The organism is Kitasatospora sp. NPDC059812 (genome assembly GCF_042732075.1).
Classification (GTDB): Bacteria; Actinomycetota; Actinomycetes; order Streptomycetales; family Streptomycetaceae; genus Kitasatospora.
Genome location: NZ_JBHWIO010000037.1, coordinates 1 through 17595 on the forward strand (window position 1 = coordinate 1; position 17595 = coordinate 17595).

Annotated in this window: 9 protein-coding genes; 5 read left to right on the plus strand and 4 right to left on the minus strand. The window is 74.2% G+C overall.

What is annotated here, in order from left to right:
- Nucleotides 1-1239: mechanosensitive ion channel family protein (locus ACFV6D_RS19950; protein WP_380560626.1), on the minus strand; the 1239-nt coding region annotated here is incomplete at its 3' end.
- A 436-nt stretch (nt 1240-1675) separates the two neighbouring features.
- Between ACFV6D_RS19950 and ACFV6D_RS19955 the strand changes: the two genes are divergently transcribed.
- The gene (locus ACFV6D_RS19955; protein WP_063349454.1) at nt 1676-2320 is read left to right on the plus strand and encodes an HNH endonuclease; all 645 of its coding nucleotides are present in this window, start codon (nt 1676-1678) and stop codon (nt 2318-2320) included.
- Nucleotides 2321-2432: 112 nt separating this feature from the next.
- On the opposite strand, the gene ACFV6D_RS19960 is transcribed toward ACFV6D_RS19955, so the two are convergent.
- Nucleotides 2433-6485, minus strand: a complete 4053-nt coding sequence (locus ACFV6D_RS19960; protein WP_380560627.1) for a beta-N-acetylglucosaminidase domain-containing protein — start codon at nt 6483-6485, stop codon at nt 2433-2435.
- A gap of 295 nt (nt 6486-6780) precedes the next feature.
- Between ACFV6D_RS19960 and malQ the strand changes: the two genes are divergently transcribed.
- A complete protein-coding gene (gene malQ / locus ACFV6D_RS19965) occupies nt 6781-8868 on the plus strand; it encodes a 4-alpha-glucanotransferase (protein WP_380560639.1) in 2088 nt (695 codons plus the stop codon).
- Between the two features lie 119 nt (nt 8869-8987).
- The gene (locus ACFV6D_RS19970) at nt 8988-9221 is read left to right on the plus strand and encodes a hypothetical protein (protein WP_079135908.1); all 234 of its coding nucleotides are present in this window, start codon (nt 8988-8990) and stop codon (nt 9219-9221) included.
- A gap of 164 nt (nt 9222-9385) precedes the next feature.
- Here the strand turns inward: ACFV6D_RS19970 and pepN are convergent, their stop codons facing one another.
- Nucleotides 9386-11968, minus strand: a complete 2583-nt coding sequence (pepN, locus tag ACFV6D_RS19975) for an aminopeptidase N (RefSeq protein ID WP_380560628.1) — start codon at nt 11966-11968, stop codon at nt 9386-9388.
- 165 nt (nt 11969-12133) lie between these two features.
- On the minus strand, nt 12134-13837 hold the full coding sequence (locus tag ACFV6D_RS19980; RefSeq protein ID WP_380560629.1) for a PQQ-binding-like beta-propeller repeat protein: 1704 nt from the start codon (nt 13835-13837) through the stop codon (nt 12134-12136).
- 406 nt (nt 13838-14243) lie between these two features.
- Here ACFV6D_RS19980 and ACFV6D_RS19985 point away from each other — a divergent pair, with 406 nt between their 5' ends.
- Nucleotides 14244-15422: an ROK family transcriptional regulator gene (locus ACFV6D_RS19985; protein WP_063349467.1), complete on the plus strand. Its 1179-nt coding sequence runs from the start codon at nt 14244-14246 to the stop codon at nt 15420-15422.
- A gap of 245 nt (nt 15423-15667) precedes the next feature.
- Nucleotides 15668-17575: a 1-deoxy-D-xylulose-5-phosphate synthase gene (gene dxs, locus ACFV6D_RS19990; protein ID WP_363368836.1), complete on the plus strand. Its 1908-nt coding sequence runs from the start codon at nt 15668-15670 to the stop codon at nt 17573-17575.
- The last annotated feature ends 20 nt before the right edge of the window (nt 17576-17595 follow it).

Consider the following 17595-nt stretch of genomic DNA (forward strand, 5'->3'; position numbering starts at 1 on the left):
TCTCACACCCCCCCCCCCCCACCCCCCGTGGGTGGGTATTCTCGGGGGATCGGATATGTGTAAAAGCCACAGGTCGTCGGCCGGCCTCGGCGCCGGTATCGGTTCGGTCGCCCGGTACCGGGGCGAGGTCGGGTCGGACAGCGCGGACGGCGGCGCCGGCTCGGTCGCGGGGGAGATCACCACCCCGGTGGCCGGGGCCGCCGTCGCCGCGGCGGCCACCGGCGCGGCCTCCTCCTTGACCTTGATCCCGGCCTGGTCGAAGGCCGTCTTCAGGCGCTGGCGCAGCGCCCGGGACACGGCCGGCGCCTTGCCCGGCGCGGTCCGCGCCTCGATCCGCACCATCACCGAGTCCGCCGCGACCGACTCCACGCCCAGGATCGACACCGGTGCCCAGACCAGCTCGTCGTACGGCGACTCCTTGGACAGCGCCTCGGCCGTCTCCTGGATCAGGTCCTCGACCCGCAGCAGGTCCTCCTTGTACCCGACCTGCACGTCCACCGAGGCGGTCGACCAGCCCTGGCTCATGTTGGCGATCCGCTTCACCTCGCCGTTGCGGATGTACCAGATCTCGCCGTTGGCCCCGCGCAGCTTGGTCACCCGCAGGCCGACCTCCAGCACCGTGCCGGCGGCCACCCCGGTGTCGATCTCGTCGCCGACGCCGTACTGGTCCTCCATGATCATGAAGACCCCGGAGAGGAAGTCCGTCACCAGGTTGCGGGCGCCGAAACCGATCGCCACACCGGCCACACCGGCGCTGGCCAGCAGCGGCGCCAGGTTCACGCCCAGTGCGGACAGCACCATCAGCGCGGCCGTGCCCAGGATGGAGAACGACGCCACGCTGCGCAGCACCGAGCCGATCGCCTCCGACCGCTGCTGGCGCCGCTCCGGGTTCACCACCCCGGTGTTGGCCAGCAGCCCGCCGAGCCGGCTCTCCTCGTGGTGGTCGTGCGAGCGCGCCATCCGCGTGATCAGCTGGGTGATCAGCTTGCGCACCACGGCGCGCAGCACCAGTGCCAGCAGCACGATGAAGACGATCCGCACCCCGCCGGCCAGCCAGCCCTGCCAGTGCGTGTCGAACCAGCTGGCGGCCTGCTTGGTGGTGTCGCTGACCTCCTGCGCGCTGGTCGGGATTCTCAGGTCCAGCTGCGGCAGCTGCGGCGCGGTCGGGCTGGGCGCCGGTGTCGGAGTGGAGAGCGTCGAGGACGCGTCGGCGATACCGGTGGCGCCGGAGCGGAACACGTGCGGGCCTTCCTGCAAGGGGGCGTGGCGGGCCCGCGCCGCGGCACGCGGCCCGCGGACCGTCCGCCTCAGCCTAACCGGCGCCGAACACCCGACCGGACACGCCGAAGGGCGTACGGAGCAACGCGAACGCCCCGTCAGCGCACCGGTGCGCTCCCCCGGACGACGGGGTCGGCCGCTGCTCCGACCGGCCGAGCGCTCCCCCGGGAGGGCCACGGGCGGCACCCCGAGGGCACCCGGGTGCAACCCGACCTTCCCCAGGGCATACCGGCTATGACAGAAGCCACACCGGAAGTTCACACCAGGTCCGTTACACAGGAGTGGTGGCGCCGTACAAAGGCGTAAGGCGACACTGGGGGAGATCGCGCACCAGTTGTGCGATCCAACCGCTCGTCCCGGCGCGAGCCACGCGCCGCAGGCGTCCAAGGAGGCATCCGTGCCGCATGTCCTGGTCCTCAACGCGTCCTACGAGCCACTCGGCGTCGTATCGATGCGCCGCGCACTCATCCTGGTCCTCAACCACAAGGCGGTCAGCCTGGAGGACTCGGAAGTCACTCTGCACAGCGCCACCAGCGCCCTTCCGGCGCCGTCCGTCGTCCGCCTGACCCGCTTCGTCCGGGTCCCGTTCTGCGGGCCCGTCCCGCTCACCCGCCGGGCGCTGTTCGCCCGTGACCACGGCCGCTGCGTCTACTGCGGGGCCGCCGCCACCAGCGTCGACCACGTCATCCCGCGCAGCCGGGGCGGCCAGCACCGGTGGGACAACGTGGTGGCGGCCTGCCGCCGCTGCAACCACACCAAGGCCGACCGCCACCTCACCGAACTCGGCTGGCGGATGAAGCGCCCACCGGCCCCGCCCAGCGGCCTCGCCTGGCGGATCATCGGCACCGGCATCAAGGACCCGCGCTGGCGCCCCTACCTGGAGCCGTACGGCGGCTCCGACCAGTTGCGCGCCCCGCAGTGGGGCGAGTACGAGCACCTCGACCATACCGAGCAGGGCCTCCCCGTCCCGCTCGGCCGGGCGCACTCGGCCCACTCCGCCCCCGTCCGCCGCGGTGAGCAGCCCGAACCGCTCTCCGCCTGACCCCGCTCCACAAGGGCCAGCCCGTCATATCGTCGGTACGCCTCATGGGCCGCCGCGCCCCCCACCGGGGAGCACGGCGGCCCGCCGCGTTGTCCGGTGGGGGGTGCGGTGACTACTTCTTCGGCGGCGCTGTCCCGCCCGTCGTGCCGCCTGTCGTGCCGCCTGTCGTACCGCCCGGAGTCCCGCCCGCCGGGGGCGTGGCCGGGGCGCTCGGAGCGGTCGGGGCCGTGGTCGGGGCCGTGGGCGCGGTGGTGGGCGCGGTGGTGGCGCCGCCGTCCGGCTGGGCCGGGGGGACGGTCGGCGGCTGCGACGGGGCGGGCGGGGTGACGGCGTACAGCTCGACGCCCCACAGCGAGTAGCCGTACTTGTTGGCCCGGGCCACGCCCTGCACCCGGAGGAACCGGGCGCCTGGCGCGTCGAAGCGCACGGTCTCGTCGCCACCCCTGCCGTTGTCGACCGTCGCCGCGTCGGTCCAGGTGGTGCCGTCCGCCGAGACCTGGAGCCGGTAGGCGGCGGCGTACGCGGCCTGCCAGTGCAGCACCGCAGCGCCCAGGTGGGTCGTCTGCGGCAGTTCCAGCTGCACCCAGGCGTCGTCCTTGGCGGGGGAGGACCAGCGGGTCTTCGGGTCACCGTCGGTGACCGCCGCGGCGGGGAAGTTCGGCGTCTCGTCGCCCGAGGAGGTGGCCTTCGCGTGGAGCGCCAGGTCCGGACCGCTGGTCGGCGGCACCACGTGCACCTGGAGCACCTGCTTCACGGTGGTGGCGCCGGCCACGAACTGCACCGGCACCTGGTACGTCCCGAACGGCGTCCCGGGATCGGCGCTGACCAGCAGCGGCACGCCGATGCGGCCGCCGCGCGGCACGGTCACCCCGGCCGCCGGGGTCACGGTCAGGCCCTTGGCCGCGGTCGGCACCTCGGTGCGCAGCTCGCCGGTGGTCCCCTCGGGGCGGCCGGCCTCGACGGTGGCCCGGGTCTGGGCGGGCGCGGCGGCGCCGGTCACCACGTCCAGGGTCGGGTCGGACAGGCTGAGCCGGGCCGCCGGGACGTCCGCGTACCAGGGGATCACCTGGTTGACCACCGGCGGGTCGCCGCCCGGTTTCCAGGTCAGCCGGAACGCGTCGGCGGCCTGCCCGCCGGCCGGCAGCTCGTTGTAGCCGGGCTGCACGGTGCCGATGTCCGTCCAGCCGCCGTCCGAGCGGCGCACCGAGACGGTGGCGGTGGCGTGCACGCCCGGGTCGGTGAGTACGGTGAGCCGGTCGAGCGGGCGGGCGGCGCCCAGCTCGACGGTGAGCGGCTCGTCCTGCGCGGTGGGCGGCTTGGCGGCCCGGTACGCGGTGTCCGGGTTGCCGTCCAGCACCGCGGACGCCGAGGAGCCGGGCAGCGCGGCGGGGCCGCCGGTGACGCTGGCGGGGGCGTCGTCGGGCGCGGTGACGGTGAACTCGCGCACCGCGACGGCGGTCTTCTGGGCGGCGGTGGCCCGCAGCCGCACGGCCCGCACCACCGGGCCGGCCGGCAGCTTGGCGCTGACCGACTTCTGGTTCTTGACCACGGCGAGCTGCTTCCAGCCGCCCTCGCCGGTGCTGTACTCCAGCACGCCGTCGTGGAGGTAGTCGTCGACCGCGCTCCGGCCGTCCGGCCCGTTGCCCCAGGAGCCCATCAGCACGGTGACGGCGCCGACCGGGCGCCCGCCGCCGAGGTCGACGCCGACCGCGTCGCCGGGCTGCGGGGGAGCGGAGCTCCAGTAGAACGTGTCGGCCACGCCGTCGGTCATCAGCGCGGGCAGGTGGTCGTGCGCGGTGCCCATGGTGGTGGTCGGGGTGATCCCGCCGCCGGCCACCCCGGCCCAGTTGTCGGCGGCCTGGACGGCCCGCTCCAGGAACGGGGCGAGCACGTCCGCGCCGATCGTGGCCGGGCTCTGCGCGAGCTGCTCGCGCAGCCGGTTGAGCTCCACCCGGGCCTTCCAGGCGGCCGCGCCGTCGCCGCCGTGCTGGGCCAGCAGCATGTCCAGCGAGGACTGTCCGGCCAGCCCGTAGTCGTGCAGCGGGGCGAGCCAGGGCGCGGCCTCGGCGGCGAGCTGGGCGGTGGCCTGGGTGCCGGCGAGGGTCTGCTGGGCGGTGGCCATCGCGGCGAAGGCGTCCCGCAGGGGCGCGGCGGCCTCTATCAGCTTGGCAAGGTCCGACGCGGTGCCGGAGGTGGGCTCGGCGGCGGCCCAGAACCGGTCGAGCAGCGGCGTCAGGTAGCCGGACTCCTGCTTGGACAGCGGCGAGGAGGAGCTGTTGCCGGCCAGCGCGGTGACCGCGGACAGGGCGGTGCCGGCGGGCGTGCTGCCGGCGCCGGTCGGGCCGGCGAGCGAGCGCACCGCAGCCTGCCAGGAGTCCTCCGGCCGGTAGCCGGCCGGGTTCCAGGCGAAGTCGCCGGCCGTGGCGAGGGCGATCCGGGAGGCCACCGGCTGCTGCATGGCACCGGTGAGCATCACCGCCGAGCGGGTGGCCACCTCCGGTTCGCGCCCGGTGTAGGCGCCGAGGAAGAGCCGGTCCGGGCTGGCGTCGTTGACCGGGTAGTTGTCCATGGTGACCAGCGGGTGGCCGTACAGGTCGCCGGTCTCGGCGGCCTGGGCGCCGGTGATCTTCTCCGGGATCACCCCGCCCCCGCTCCAGGCCACCTGCACGCCGTCCGGCAGCGCCGCGGCCAGCGCCTTGCGGTACGGCGTGACGCCCTGCTTGTGGTATTCGGTGGGCACGACGGACAGCGGCGCCAGGCCCGGGTTGCGCGCGATCAGCCGGTCCCGCACCTTGGTCACCAGCGCGGCCTGCGCCTTGGCGGCCGCGGCCGGGCCGGTGCCGTACGTGTCGCGGTCGTCGCCGCAGTGCCACTCGTCGTAGCTGACGTCCAGGAACTGGAGCTGGAAGGCGGTGAAGCCGAGCTTGCGCAGCCCGTCCAGCTTGGCCACCAGCGCGTCCACGTCCTTGCCGGAGCTGAAGCAGAGCGACTGCCCCGGGTCGATCGCGTAGCCGAGCGTGACGTGGTCGCGCCGGGCCAGGCCGCCCAGTTCGCGCAGCTCGTCGGCCTGGGCGGCGGGGTAGGCGTCGCGCCAGCGGGAGAGCCGGAACGGGTCGTCACCGGGGGCGTAGAGGTAGAAGTTCTGCTTGGAGCGGCCGAGGAAGTCCACCTGGTCGAGCCGCTGCTGCGCCGTCCACGGGCTGCCGTAGAACGCCTCCGCGGTGCCGCGCACCGGCGCGCCGCTCGGCCAGTCCCGCAGCGTGATCCCGGGCAGGCCCAGCCCGGCGACGCCCGGCGCCTGCCCCTGCCCGGCCGGGACGGCGGCGAGCAGCTGGCGCAGGCTCTGCGCGGCGTAGAAGGTGCCCACCGCATCCGCGCCCGCCAGCACCACCGCGCCGTACGTCCCGCCGCCCTGGGCCGGCAGCTGACCGACCGACAGCACGTACCCGCCGGCCGGCATGCCCGCGGTCGAGGGGGCGGCGCCGTCCTTGCCGCCGGCCGCGGCGGACAGCGCGCGCAGCGCCCGGTCCGTCCGGCCGTCGGCGCCCTCGGCCGGTCCGCCGACGTACACCACCAGCGACCCGGCGGCCGGCGCGTCGGCGTCCGGATCCGGGGTCACGGTCGTCGCCCCGGCGACCTCCAGCACCTCCCGGACGGCGTCCAACGCCCCGAGGTCCGCGTCCGGCGCCGGCACCAGCGTCACCGCGGCCGGCACCGCGACCGGCTTGCCGGCCACCGTCTGCTCCTGCGGCCGCGGGAACACCTGCGGGTTCGTCATGCTCCCCAGCGGCGTCTGCGGCGCGCTGCTCACCACGTCCGGCCCCGCCGACGCCGCGTACGCCGCCGACGGCACCGGCCCGGCCAGCAGCCCGCCGACCACCGCCGCCGCCGCGACCCCCGCCGCGATCTGCAGGGTCCGCCGCCCCGGCCGCCCCGCCGCCCGCCGGGCCCGCTCCGCCCGCACCGACGCCAGCAGCGGTTCCGTCCCCTTGAGGCCGGCGATCAGCCGATCCGCCGTCCTGGGCGCCAGTTGACGGCACGTCCGTGCCGTGGCCCGCCGCGCCGCCAGCGCCGCCGGGTGGTACAGCACCTCCCGCAACGCCGCACTCCGCTCCAACCGCTGCCGCAGCCGCCGCCCGGCCACAACGGACACTCGGGCTTCCACAGGAGCCTCCTCGCCAGGCCTGGACCACATCGCCGCAACCCCACCAGCTACCCAACCCGGTGTCAACGCGGCCGCCCGCTATGCCGGGTCTGCCCCGGTTCAAGCATTCGGTCCGGGGCCGCGGCAGCCCCCGGCCGCCAGGCCGATCCGACCGCGCGGTCGTGTCGCGCAGCGTCGTCGGGCCGTCACCCGGGTAGGACTGTGGTCGTCCTGACCAGGCGTTGCCGAGACATCGCAGGAGCCGCGAGTGGCCGCTTATCTCGACCGTGACGGAGCCGACGGGCTGAGGGTGCCGATGCAGGACGCGCCGCCGCCACCGCCCGAACTGGTGGCGCTGGCGCAGGCGTACGGGGTGGACACCCGGTACCCCGGGCCGGGGGGTGTGACCGTGGGGGCGCGCACGCTGGTCGCGGTGCTGGGGGCCCTGGGGGTGGCGGCGGGGACGCCGGAGCAGGCGCGCGAGGCGCTGGAGCGTCACCGGGCCGCGCAGCAGGCCCGGTTGCTGCCGCCCTGCGTGGTGGTCCGTCAAGGGCGGCGGACGGCACTGGACGTGCCGGCCGACGCGCGGCTGCACGTGGAGCTGGAGGACGGCGGGGTGTGGGAGCTGCCGCGCGGCCACTCGCACTGGCTGCCGCCGGACCTGCCGCTGGGGCGGCACACGCTCAGGGCGGAGAGCGGCGAGGGCAAGGCCCAGGCGGCGCTGATCGTCGCACCGGAGAAGCTGCCCCCGCTGCCCGGCTACAGCTGGGGCTTCCTCGCCCAGCTGTACTCCGTCCTGTCCGACCGCTCCTGGGGCATGGGCGACCTCGGCGACCTCGCCGAGCTGGCCCGGTGGGCGGGCGCCGGCCTCGGCGCGGGCTTCGTCCAGATCAACCCGCTGCACCAGGCGCTGTCCGCCGCCCCCGCCGCCCCCACCGACCCGTCCCCCTACCGCCCCTCCTCCCGCCGCTTCGCCGATCCGGTGCACCTGCGGGTCGAGGCCGTCCCCGAGTACGCCTATCTGACGGGTGACCAGCGCGCCGAGGCGGAGGAGCTGGGCCGCCGGGCCGCCCGGCTGCGCGACGAGGTGCTGGGGCACGACGGCCTGATCGACCGGGACGCCGTCTGGGCGCTCAAGCGCGAGGCGCTGGAACTGCTGCACGAGGTGCCGCGCGGCCCCGGCCGCCAGGCCGCGTACGAGGCCTACCAGCGCCGCGAGGGCGACTGGCTGCGCCGGAACGCGCTGTGGAACGCGATCGCCGAGGTGCACGGCGCCGACTGGCACGGCTGGCCGAAGGGGCTGCGTCACCCGGACGGCCCACAGGTGGGGCGCGCCTCCCGGGAGCTCGCCGACCGGGTCGAGTTCCACCGCTGGCTCGCCTGGCAGGTCGACCAGCAGCTCGCCGAGGCCCAGGGCGCGGCCCGGCAGGCCGGCATGCCGGTGGGCCTGATCCACGACCTGGCCGTCGGCGTCCACCCGGACGGCGCGGACGCCTGGGCGCTCCAGGACGTGCTGGCCGGCGGCATCTCCGTCGGCGCCCCGCCGGACGCCTTCAACGCCCACGGCCAGGACTGGGGCCTGCCGCCCTGGCGCCCGGACGCGCTGGCGGCGGCCGGCTACACCCCGTACGCGGAGCTGCTGCGCGCGGCGGCCCGGCACGCGGGCGCGGTCCGGATCGACCACGTGATGGGCCTGTTCCGGCTCTGGTGGGTGCCGGACGGCCACCCGCCGACCGAGGGCGCGTACGTGCGCTACGACGCCGAGGCGATGCTCGGCGTGCTGGCCCTGGAGGCGCACCGGGCCGGGACGGCGGTGATCGGCGAGGACCTGGGCACGGTGGAGCCGGGCGTCCGGGAGGAGCTGGCGGCGCGCGGGATCCTCGGCACCTCCGTGCTCTGGTTCGAGCGGGACTGGCAGGCGGCGGGGGAGATCCTCGCCCCGGACCGCTGGCGCCCGGGCTGCCTGGCCACCCTCACCACCCACGACCTGCCGAGCACCGCCGCCCGGCTCTCCGGCGAGCACGTCGAGCTGCGGCACCGGCTCGGGCTGCTGGCCCGTCCGCTGGGCGAGGAGCAGGAGGAGGCGGTGGCCGAGCTGGCGGACTGGCGGGCCGAGCTGACCGCGCGGGGGCTGCTCGCGCCGGGCGAGCCGCTGTCGATGCCGGTGCTGTACCGCTTCCTGCGCGCGACCCCGGCGGAGCTGGTCGGCGTCTGGCTGCCGGACCTGGTCGGCGATCCGCGCCCGCAGAACCTGCCCGGCACCTGGGACCAGTACCCGAACTGGCGCCTGCCGGTCGCCGACGGCGCCGGCGACCCGGTCACCCTCGACCGCCTGGCCGCCACCCCGGCCGCCCGCCTGCTCGCCCACCTGCTGGCCCCGCCCGGCGCCCACCCCGCCGTCTGACCCCGCCGTCCGACCCCGGCACCTGATCCCGCCGCCTGACCCCGGCACTGCGGACGGCCCCCTTCCGGAAGGCCGACCCCGACGCGCGGGGGGTCATAAGCGGCGGGTAAGTTGGAAACGTGGACAAGAGGAACGCTTTGCGAGCCGGCGCGGTCTCCGCAACGGTCACGCTGATGATGCTGCTGTCGTCGCCCGCCATGGCCCTCACCAGGGACGACGGCGACGACCCGGGTCCTGGCCTGAGCGTCGGCCAGACCATCGGCCTGTACGTGCTGATCCCGATCGCCGCCTTCGTGATCATCGCCGCCCTCGCGGGCCTGCCGTACGGCAAGGGCAAGGGCAAGAAGAAGTAACCACCGCGTCCACCAGGACCTGCACGACCCCGAAGGGGCACCGGAGATCTCCGGTGCCCCTTCAGGCGTTTCCAGCACCTTGACGGCGCCCGACGGCGCCCCAACGGAGCCCCGTCGGCGCCCGAAGGGACCCCGGACGGGGTCCCGACGGGCGCCTCAGCAGGTCAGCGGCCGGCGCCCGCCGCCCGGTCGACCGCCTGGGCCTTGAGCGCGCGCTCGATCCCGGCCCGGGCCTCGACGACCTGGCGCCGCAGCGCCGGTGCCGGCTCGGCCTCGGTCAGCCACGCGTCGGTCGCGTCCACGGTGGCCTGCGTGACCTGCAGCGCCGGGTACAGCCCGCCGATGATCTGCTGCGAGATCTCGTGGCTGCGGGTCTCCCAGACCTCCTTGACGGCGGCGAAGTACTTGGCCGCGTACGGCGCGAGCAGCTCGCGCTGGTCGGACTGCTGGAAGCCCGCGATGGTCGCTTCCTGGACGTAGTTGGTGAGGGTGTCCGACTCGACGACGGCGGTCCAGGCCTCGGCCTTGGCCTCGGCGGTGGGCCGGGCGGCGCGGCAGGTGGCGGCGTGCTCCTGGCCGGCCGCGGTGTTGTCGCGGGCCAGCTCGGCCGTCACGGCGGCCTCGTCGGCGCGCCCGGTGGCGCAGAGCCGGGTGAGCAGGGTCCAGCGCAGCTCGGTGTCGACGGCGAGGCCCTTGATCTCGGCGGTGCCGTCGAGCAGGCCGGCGAGCAGGCCGAGCTGCCCGTCGGTGCGGGCGACGGAGGCGAGGGTGCGGGCCCAGGAGAGCTGGTGGTCGCTGCCGGGCTCGGAGGAGCGCAGGTGCTCCTCGGCGGCGTCGGCCCACTGGGCGAGGCCCTGCTCGCGCCAGTCGGGGTCGGTGTAGGCGTCGAGGGCGAGCCGGACCTGGCGCTGCACGGACTGCACGACGCCGATGTCGCTCTCCCGCCCGATGCCGGAGAGGGCGAGCGCCAGGTAGTCGCGGGCGGCGAGTTCGCCGTCGCGGGTCATGTCCCAGGCGGAGGCCCAGCACAGGGCGCGCGGCAGCGACTCGGTGAAGCCGCCGAGGTGCTCGGTGACGACGGCCATCGAGTCCTCGTCGAGCCGGATCTTGGCGTAGGAGAGGTCGTCGTCGTTGAGCAGCACGACGGCCGGGCGGTGCCGGCCGACGAGCTCGGGCACCTCGGTGCGCGGGCCGTCGACGTCGAGCTCGATCCGGTCGGTGCGCACCAGCGCGCCGTCGGCGAGCTCGTACAGGCCGATGGCGATGCGGTGCGGGCGCAGCACGGCCTCGCCCTTGGCGCCGGCGGGCAGCGCGGGGGCCTCCTGGAGGACGGCGAAGGACTCGATCTCGCCGTCGGTGTTCAGCGTGATGGCGGGCCGCAGCACGTTGATGCCGGCGGTCTCCAGCCAGGCCTGGGACCAGGTCCGCAGGTCGCGGCCGCTGGCCTCCTCCAGGGCCCCGAGCAGGTCGGCGAGCCGGGTGTTGCCCCAGGCGTGGCGCTTGAAGTAGGTCTGCACGCCCTGGAAGAAGGCGTCCTGGCCGACGTACGCCACCAGCTGCTTGAGCACCGAGGCGCCCTTGGCGTAGGTGATGCCGTCGAAGTTGACCTGGACGTCCTCCAGGTCGTTGATGTCCGCCATGATGGGGTGGGTGGAGGGCAGTTGGTCCTGCCGGTAGGCCCAGGTCTTCATCTGGTTGGCGAACGTGGTCCAGGAGTTCGGCCACTTGGAGCCGGGGGCCTCGGCCTGGCAGACGGCCTCGGCGAAGGTGGCGAAGGACTCGTTGAGCCAGAGGTCGTTCCACCACTCCATGGTGACGAGGTCGCCGAACCACATGTGGGCGAGCTCGTGCAGGATCGTCGCCGCGCGGGCCTCGTAGGCGGCGTCGGTGACCTTGGAGCGGAACACGTACTGGTCGCGCAGGGTGACGGCGCCCGCGTTCTCCATCGCGCCGGCGTTGAACTCCGGGACGAACAGCTGGTCGTACTTGGCGAACGGGTAGGGGAAGTCGAACTTCTCCTGGAAGTAGTCGAAGCCCTGCTTGGTGACGGTGAAGATGTCCTCGGCGTCCAGGAACTCGCGCAGCGAGGGGCGGCAGTAGACGCCCAGCGGCACCTTCTGGTCGCCGTTCTCGTAGGTGTCGAAGACCCCGACGTACGGGCCGGCGACGAGCGCGGTGATGTAGGTGGAGATCCGGCCGGTGGGCTCGAACGTCCAGACCTGCGCGGCGCCCTCGCCGACCGGGGTCGGGGTGGGCGAGTTGGAGACCACGACCCAGCCGGTGGGGGCGGTCACGGTGAACGCGAACGCGGCCTTCAGGTCGGGCTGTTCGAAGGAGGCAAAGACGCGGCGGGCGTCCGGCACCTCGAACTGGGTGTACAGGTAGGTCTCGCCGTCGACCGGGTCGACGAACCGGTGCAGGCCCTCACCGGTGTTGGTGTAGGCGCAGTTGGCGACGACGCGCAGCTCGTTCTCGGCGGCTAGGTTCGGCAGCGGGATCCGGCTGTCGGCGAAGCTCTCCGGGTCGAGCGGCGCGCCGTTGAGGGTGATCTCCTCGACGCTCGGCGCGACGAGGTCGATGAACGTGTCCGCGCCGGGGGTCGTGGCCGTGAACCGGACCACGGTGGTGGACCGGAAGGTGCCTCCTTCGCGGGCCGAACTCAGGTCGAGCTCGATGTCGTACGCGTCCACGTGGAGGAGGTCGGCCCGGGTGCGGGCCTCCTCGCGGGTCAGGTTGGTGCCGGGCACTCGCTGCACTCCTTCGTCAGGCTGATGGGGCGAATCCTCCCATGACCCAACGGACGGGCTCCCGGAATAATCACAGGCGGGGCGGGTCCGGACAGATCGCCCGTTCCCGCCCCGCCAGGACGGGCCCCGAGGGCCCGCGTTCGAGGAGTGCTCAGCCCCCCGCCGTCACTTCTTCCACTTGGTCAGCGGTGCGTCGGAGCTGCCGCGGCGGAAGGCGTACACCGCGCTGCCGTCGTTGGAGAGGACGTACTCGGACATGCTCATCCCGATGTCCAGGCCGTTGGGCATGGCCATGGTGCCGAGGTCGGTCATCGAGCCGTCGGCCGGCGAGAGCGTCACCAGCCGGGCGGGCTTGTTGTAGCCCTGGCTGACGATGGCGCGGACCTTGCCGTCCTTGTCGGTGCCGGACACCAGCCGGATGTCCTGGCTGGACGTGGCGCTGGCGGCGGACCAGATCCGCTTGCCGGTGGTCAGGTCGTACGCGTTGACGGCCGACTTGGCGCCGGTGATCTGGGCGTACAGGGTGGTGCCGCTGACCACGTTCTGGGTGTAGGCGTCGGACTGGCCGGACAGCCGCAGGCTGTCCGCGCCGGGCTCCTTGACCGACATCTGGTTGCCGGGCTTGTTGCTCTTGTCGAACGGCAGGATGTAGTCGCCGTTGGGGCCGCTGCTCATCAGCAGCACCAGCGGCTGGTCCTGGACGACCTTGTCGATCCGCTCGATGCTGCCGGTGAGGGTGATCGGCGTGCTGGCGGCCTTGCCGCTGTCGGCGTCCACGACGACCAGCTGCGACTTCGGGCCGGAGCCGCCGTAGCAGCGGTCGCTGACCGCGATCTGGCTGCCGGCCGCGCGGCCGTAGAGGCTGCAGTCCTTGTCGCGCGGCTGGAACTGCCAGGCCGCCGAGCCGTTGTCGATGTTCAGGCCGCCGACCACGTTGCCGCCGATGGCGACCACCTTGTCGGTGACGCTGAGCGTCGGCGAGGACATCCGGTCGGTGGAGACCTTGACGCTCCAGAGCAGCTTGCCCTGGCTGACGTCGACGGCGCCGATGGTGGAGCAGTCGCTGTCACCGGTGTTGAAGGAGACGGCGGCGATGTTCTTCGAGTTGGTCGAGTAGGAGGCGGTGCACACCTCCTTGCTGCCGGCCGGGACCGGGATGTTCCAGGCCTCCTTGCCGTCGGAGGTGTTGTACGCCCGGATGCCGGTGCTGTCGGCGCGCACCGCGACCTTGTCGCTGCCCCAGATGCCGAGCAGCTGCGAGCCGCTGTCCCCGGTGGCGGCCTTGGGGGCGTTCCAGGCGATGTTGTACCCGGCCCCGCCGGTGTTGCCGCCGGTGCTGCTGCCGGTGGTGCCGTCGGCGGTCGGGGCGTTGGTGACGGTGCCTCCGGAGGTGGTGGTGCCACCGGACGTGGTGGTGCCGCCGGAGGTGGCGTTCGGCGTGGGGTCGGGGTCGTTGCCCTTGAGGAGCACGACCAGCCCGGCGACGATGGCGATCGCCAGGACGCCGCCGATGATCCCGCCCCACAGCATCACGGGGTTGCGCTGCTTGGGCGCGGGGGGCACCGGCGCGCCCGGGTAGTACCCGGGCTGCTGCTGCGGGTATCCGTAGCCGGCGCCGTAGGCCTGCCCGCCGTCCGGCGCGCCGTAGGCGCCACCGGGCATCGGGTCGTACGGGCCGACCGGCGCACCGGCCGGCGGCGGCGGAGCCTGGCTGGGGAAGGCGGCCGCGGTCGGCGCGTACGGCTGGTAGCCGGCACCGGCACCGGCACCGGCGGCGGGCGGCTGCGCGGGCGGAGCCGGCGGCTGGGCCGGCGGCGGCCCGGCGGGCGAGGCCGGGCGCGGGATCGCCGCGCCGTCGAGCTGTGTCATCTGGTCCGCCACGGCGGCCGGGTCCACGCCGCCGGGCGGGCGCCCGAACGAGACGCCCCGATTGTCCTGCGGGCTGCTGCCCGACGCTTCGCCTGCCCCCGGCGTAGGGTGATCCCCTGCCATCTGATTCCCCGTCATTCCTGGAAGCGTCCCCCTGCCGATACCGCCCCGCGGTCCGGGGGGACGCGTGAGATAGGGCACCATGCTAGTGGCGAGTGTTTTTCGGTCGAACCCAGGACTCCGCAGGCCCGTTTCCGTCCGTTCCCCCGCCGCTTCCGGGCCCGCCGCCACCGGCCCCCGTCGTACCGCCCAGGTCCGATCCGCGCCGATCCACGGCACAGGCCCTACCCTTCAGGAGTTGAAGGGGACGTCCGGCGGAGGGGTCCCCGCCCTGGGAGGGTGGATCATGTCGACGGACACACCGGGCTCGCAGTCGTCCTTGCACCGGGCGAACCTGGAGCGGGTGCTGCGCGCGGTGCGGACGGCCGGTTCGCTGACCCAGGCCGAGATCGCCCGCGGCACCGGCCTGTCCGCGGCCACCGTCTCCAACATCGTGCGGGAGTTGAAGGAGAGCGGCACCGTCGTGGTCGCCGACACCTCCTCCGGCGGCCGGCGGGCGCGCAGCGTCTCGCTCAGCGGGGACGCGGGCATCGTGGTGGGCATCGACTTCGGCCACACCCACCTGCGGGTCGCGGTCGGCAACCTCGCGCACCGGGTGCTCGCCGAGGAGAGCGCCCCGATCGACGTGGACGTCTCCGCCGCGCAGGGCTTCGACCGGGCCGAGGCGATGGTGGAACGGCTGCTCCGCCAGGCCGGGTTCCGCCCGGAGAAGGTGATCGGCGTGGGCCTCGGCGTGCCCGGCCCGATCGACGTGGAGACCGGCGCGCTGGGCTCCACCGCGATCCTGCCCGGCTGGACGGGCATCGCCCCGGGCCGGGAGCTGGCCGAGCGGCTCGGCATGCCGGTGCATGTGGACAACGACGCCAACCTGGGCGCGCTCGGCGAACTGGTCTGGGGGGCCGGGCGGGGGCTGAGCGACCTCGCGTACATCAAGGTCGCCAGCGGGGTCGGCGCCGGACTGGTGGTCAACGGCCAGATCTACCGCGGGCCGGGCGGCACCGCCGGTGAGATCGGGCACATCACCCTGGACGAGGCCGGGCCGGTCTGCCGCTGCGGCAACCGCGGCTGCCTGGAGACCTTCGTGGGCTCCCGCTACCTGCTCTCCCTGCTGACCCCGACCCTCGGGCCGGACCTCACCCTGCCCCGGGTGGTCGAGCTGGCCCATCAGGGTGACCTCGGCTGCCGCCGGGTGATCGCCGACGCCGGCCGGCAGATCGGCACCGGCGTCGCGACCCTGTGCAACCTGCTCAACCCGCGCCGGGTGATCCTCGGCGGCGACCTCGCCGAGGCCGGTGAGCTGGTGCTCTCCCCGATCCGCGACTCGGTGGCCCGTTACGCCATCCCGAGCGCCGCCCGCCAGCTCTCGGTGGTCCCCGGCACGCTGGGCGGCCGGGCCGAGGTGCTCGGCGCGCTGGCGCTGGTGATGAGCGAGATGGGGGAGTCCGGGGCGCTGGGGCGCGGCTGAGCCGCCGCGGCCCGGATCGCGCCCGAACATTCATTCGTCAATCCAGGGTGACGCGCGACCCCCGGGCCGACCTCCGGGAATGGCGGTAACGGGTCGGTGGCACCGGCCGCGCCGCTCGGTGTCCGGCAAGCGGACATTAGACTCGACCGGTCGGCACCGGCCGCGACCGCCGGCCCGCCGCCAGACCGGGCAGCGACGCCCGTCGGACCGCCCGCGGTCCGCGAACACTGAACGAGGAGGAACGGGTGGCCCTGCTGACCCGCATTCGGGGACCGCGTGATCTCGACCGGCTCACGCCGGGACAGCTGGCCGCACTGGCCCAGGAGATCCGGACCTTCCTGGTGACCGAGGTCGCCAAGACGGGCGGCCACCTCGGCCCCAACCTCGGCGTGGTGGAGCTCACCATCGCGCTGCACCGGGTCTTCGACTCGCCGCGCGACCGCATCCTCTTCGACACCGGCCACCAGAGCTACGTCCACAAGCTGCTCACCGGCCGCCAGGACTTCTCGATGCTGCGGATGAAGGGCGGCCTGTCCGGCTACCCGTCCCGCGCCGAGTCCGAGCACGACGTGATCGAGAACTCGCACGCCTCCACCGTGCTCTCCTACGCCGACGGCCTGGCCAAGGCCAACAAGATCCTCGGCAAGCCGGATCCGGTCGTCGCGGTCATCGGCGACGGCGCGCTCACCGGCGGCATGGCCTGGGAGGCGCTCAACAACATCGCCGACGCCAAGGACCGCCCGCTGGTCATCGTCGTCAACGACAACGAGCGCTCCTACTCGCCGACCATCGGCGGCCTGGCCAACCACCTCGCCACCCTGCGCACCACCCAGGGCTACGAGCGCTTCCTCTCCTGGGGCAAGGACGCGCTGCAGCGCACCCCGGTGGTCGGCCAGCAGCTGTTCGAGACGCTGCACGGCGCCAAGAAGGGCCTCAAGGACTTCATCGCCCCGCAGGGCATGTTCGAGGACCTCGGCATCAAGTACATCGGCCCGATCGACGGCCACGACCTGACCGCCCTGGAGTCCGCGCTGACCAAGGCGCGCGGCTTCGGCGGCCCGGTGATCGTGCACTGCCTCACCGAGAAGGGCCGCGGCTACCACGCCGCGGAGAACAACGACGAGGACCGCTTCCACGCGGTCGGCAAGATCCACCCGGAGACCGGCCTGCCGATCCAGAACGCCGGCGGCCGGAGCTGGACCTCGGTCTTCGCCGAGGAGATGGTCGCGCTCGGCCACGAGCGGGACGACATCGTCGGCATCACCGCCGCCATGCTCCACCCGGTCGGCCTCGCGCCCTTCGCCGAGGCCTTCCCGGACCGCATCTTCGACGTCGGCATCGCCGAGCAGCACGCCGTCACCAGCGCCGCCGGCCTGGCCACCAACGGGCTGCACCCGGTCTTCGCGGTCTACGCGACCTTCCTGAACCGGGCCTTCGACCAGGTCCTGATGGACGTCGCCCTGCACAAGCTGGGCGTCACCTTCGTGCTCGACCGGGCCGGCGTCACCGGCGACGACGGCGCCTCGCACAACGGCATGTGGGACATGTCGATGCTGCAGATCGTCCCGACCCTGCGGCTGGCCGCCCCGCGCGACGCCGACCAGGTCCGCGCCCAGCTGCGCGAGGCCGTCGAGGTCAAGGACGCCCCGACCGTGGTCCGCTACTCCAAGGGCACCGTCGGCCCGGCCGTCCCGGCGGTCGGCCGGATCGGCGGCATGGACGTGCTGCGCGCCGCCGAGGAGCCGGGCGGCACGCACCGCGCGGACGTGCTGGTCGTCTCGGTCGGCGCGATGGCCGCCACCAGCCTGGAGGTCGCGGACCTGCTGGCCGCCCAGGGCATCACCGCCACCGTGGTGGACCCGCGCTGGGTCAAGCCGGTGGACGCCGCCCTGCCGGGCCTGGCGGCCGAGCACCGGGTGGTCGTCACGATCGAGGACAACGGCCGGGTGGGCGGTGTCGGCGCCGCGGTGGCGCAGGCGCTGCGCGACGCGGACGTGGATCTGCCGGTGCGCGACTTCGGGATTCCGCAGGAGTTCCTGGACCACGCGAGCCGGAACGAGATCCTGGCCGAGATCGGCCTGAACGCCCCGGACATCGCCCGAAAGGTGACGGCCCTGGTCGCCAGCCTGGACGCGGCTCGGGTCGAGGCCTGAGAACGGGCCCGGAACGCGTT

Coding starts and splice junctions, on each gene's coding strand:
- ACFV6D_RS19980 (WP_380560629.1), bottom strand. CDS start 13,837: ATGACACAGCTCGACGGCGCGGCGATCCCGCGCCCGGCCTCGCCCGCC.
- malQ (WP_380560639.1), top strand. CDS start 6,781: ATGCAGGACGCGCCGCCGCCACCGCCCGAACTGGTGGCGCTGGCGCAG.
- ACFV6D_RS19985 (WP_063349467.1), top strand. CDS start 14,244: ATGTCGACGGACACACCGGGCTCGCAGTCGTCCTTGCACCGGGCGAAC.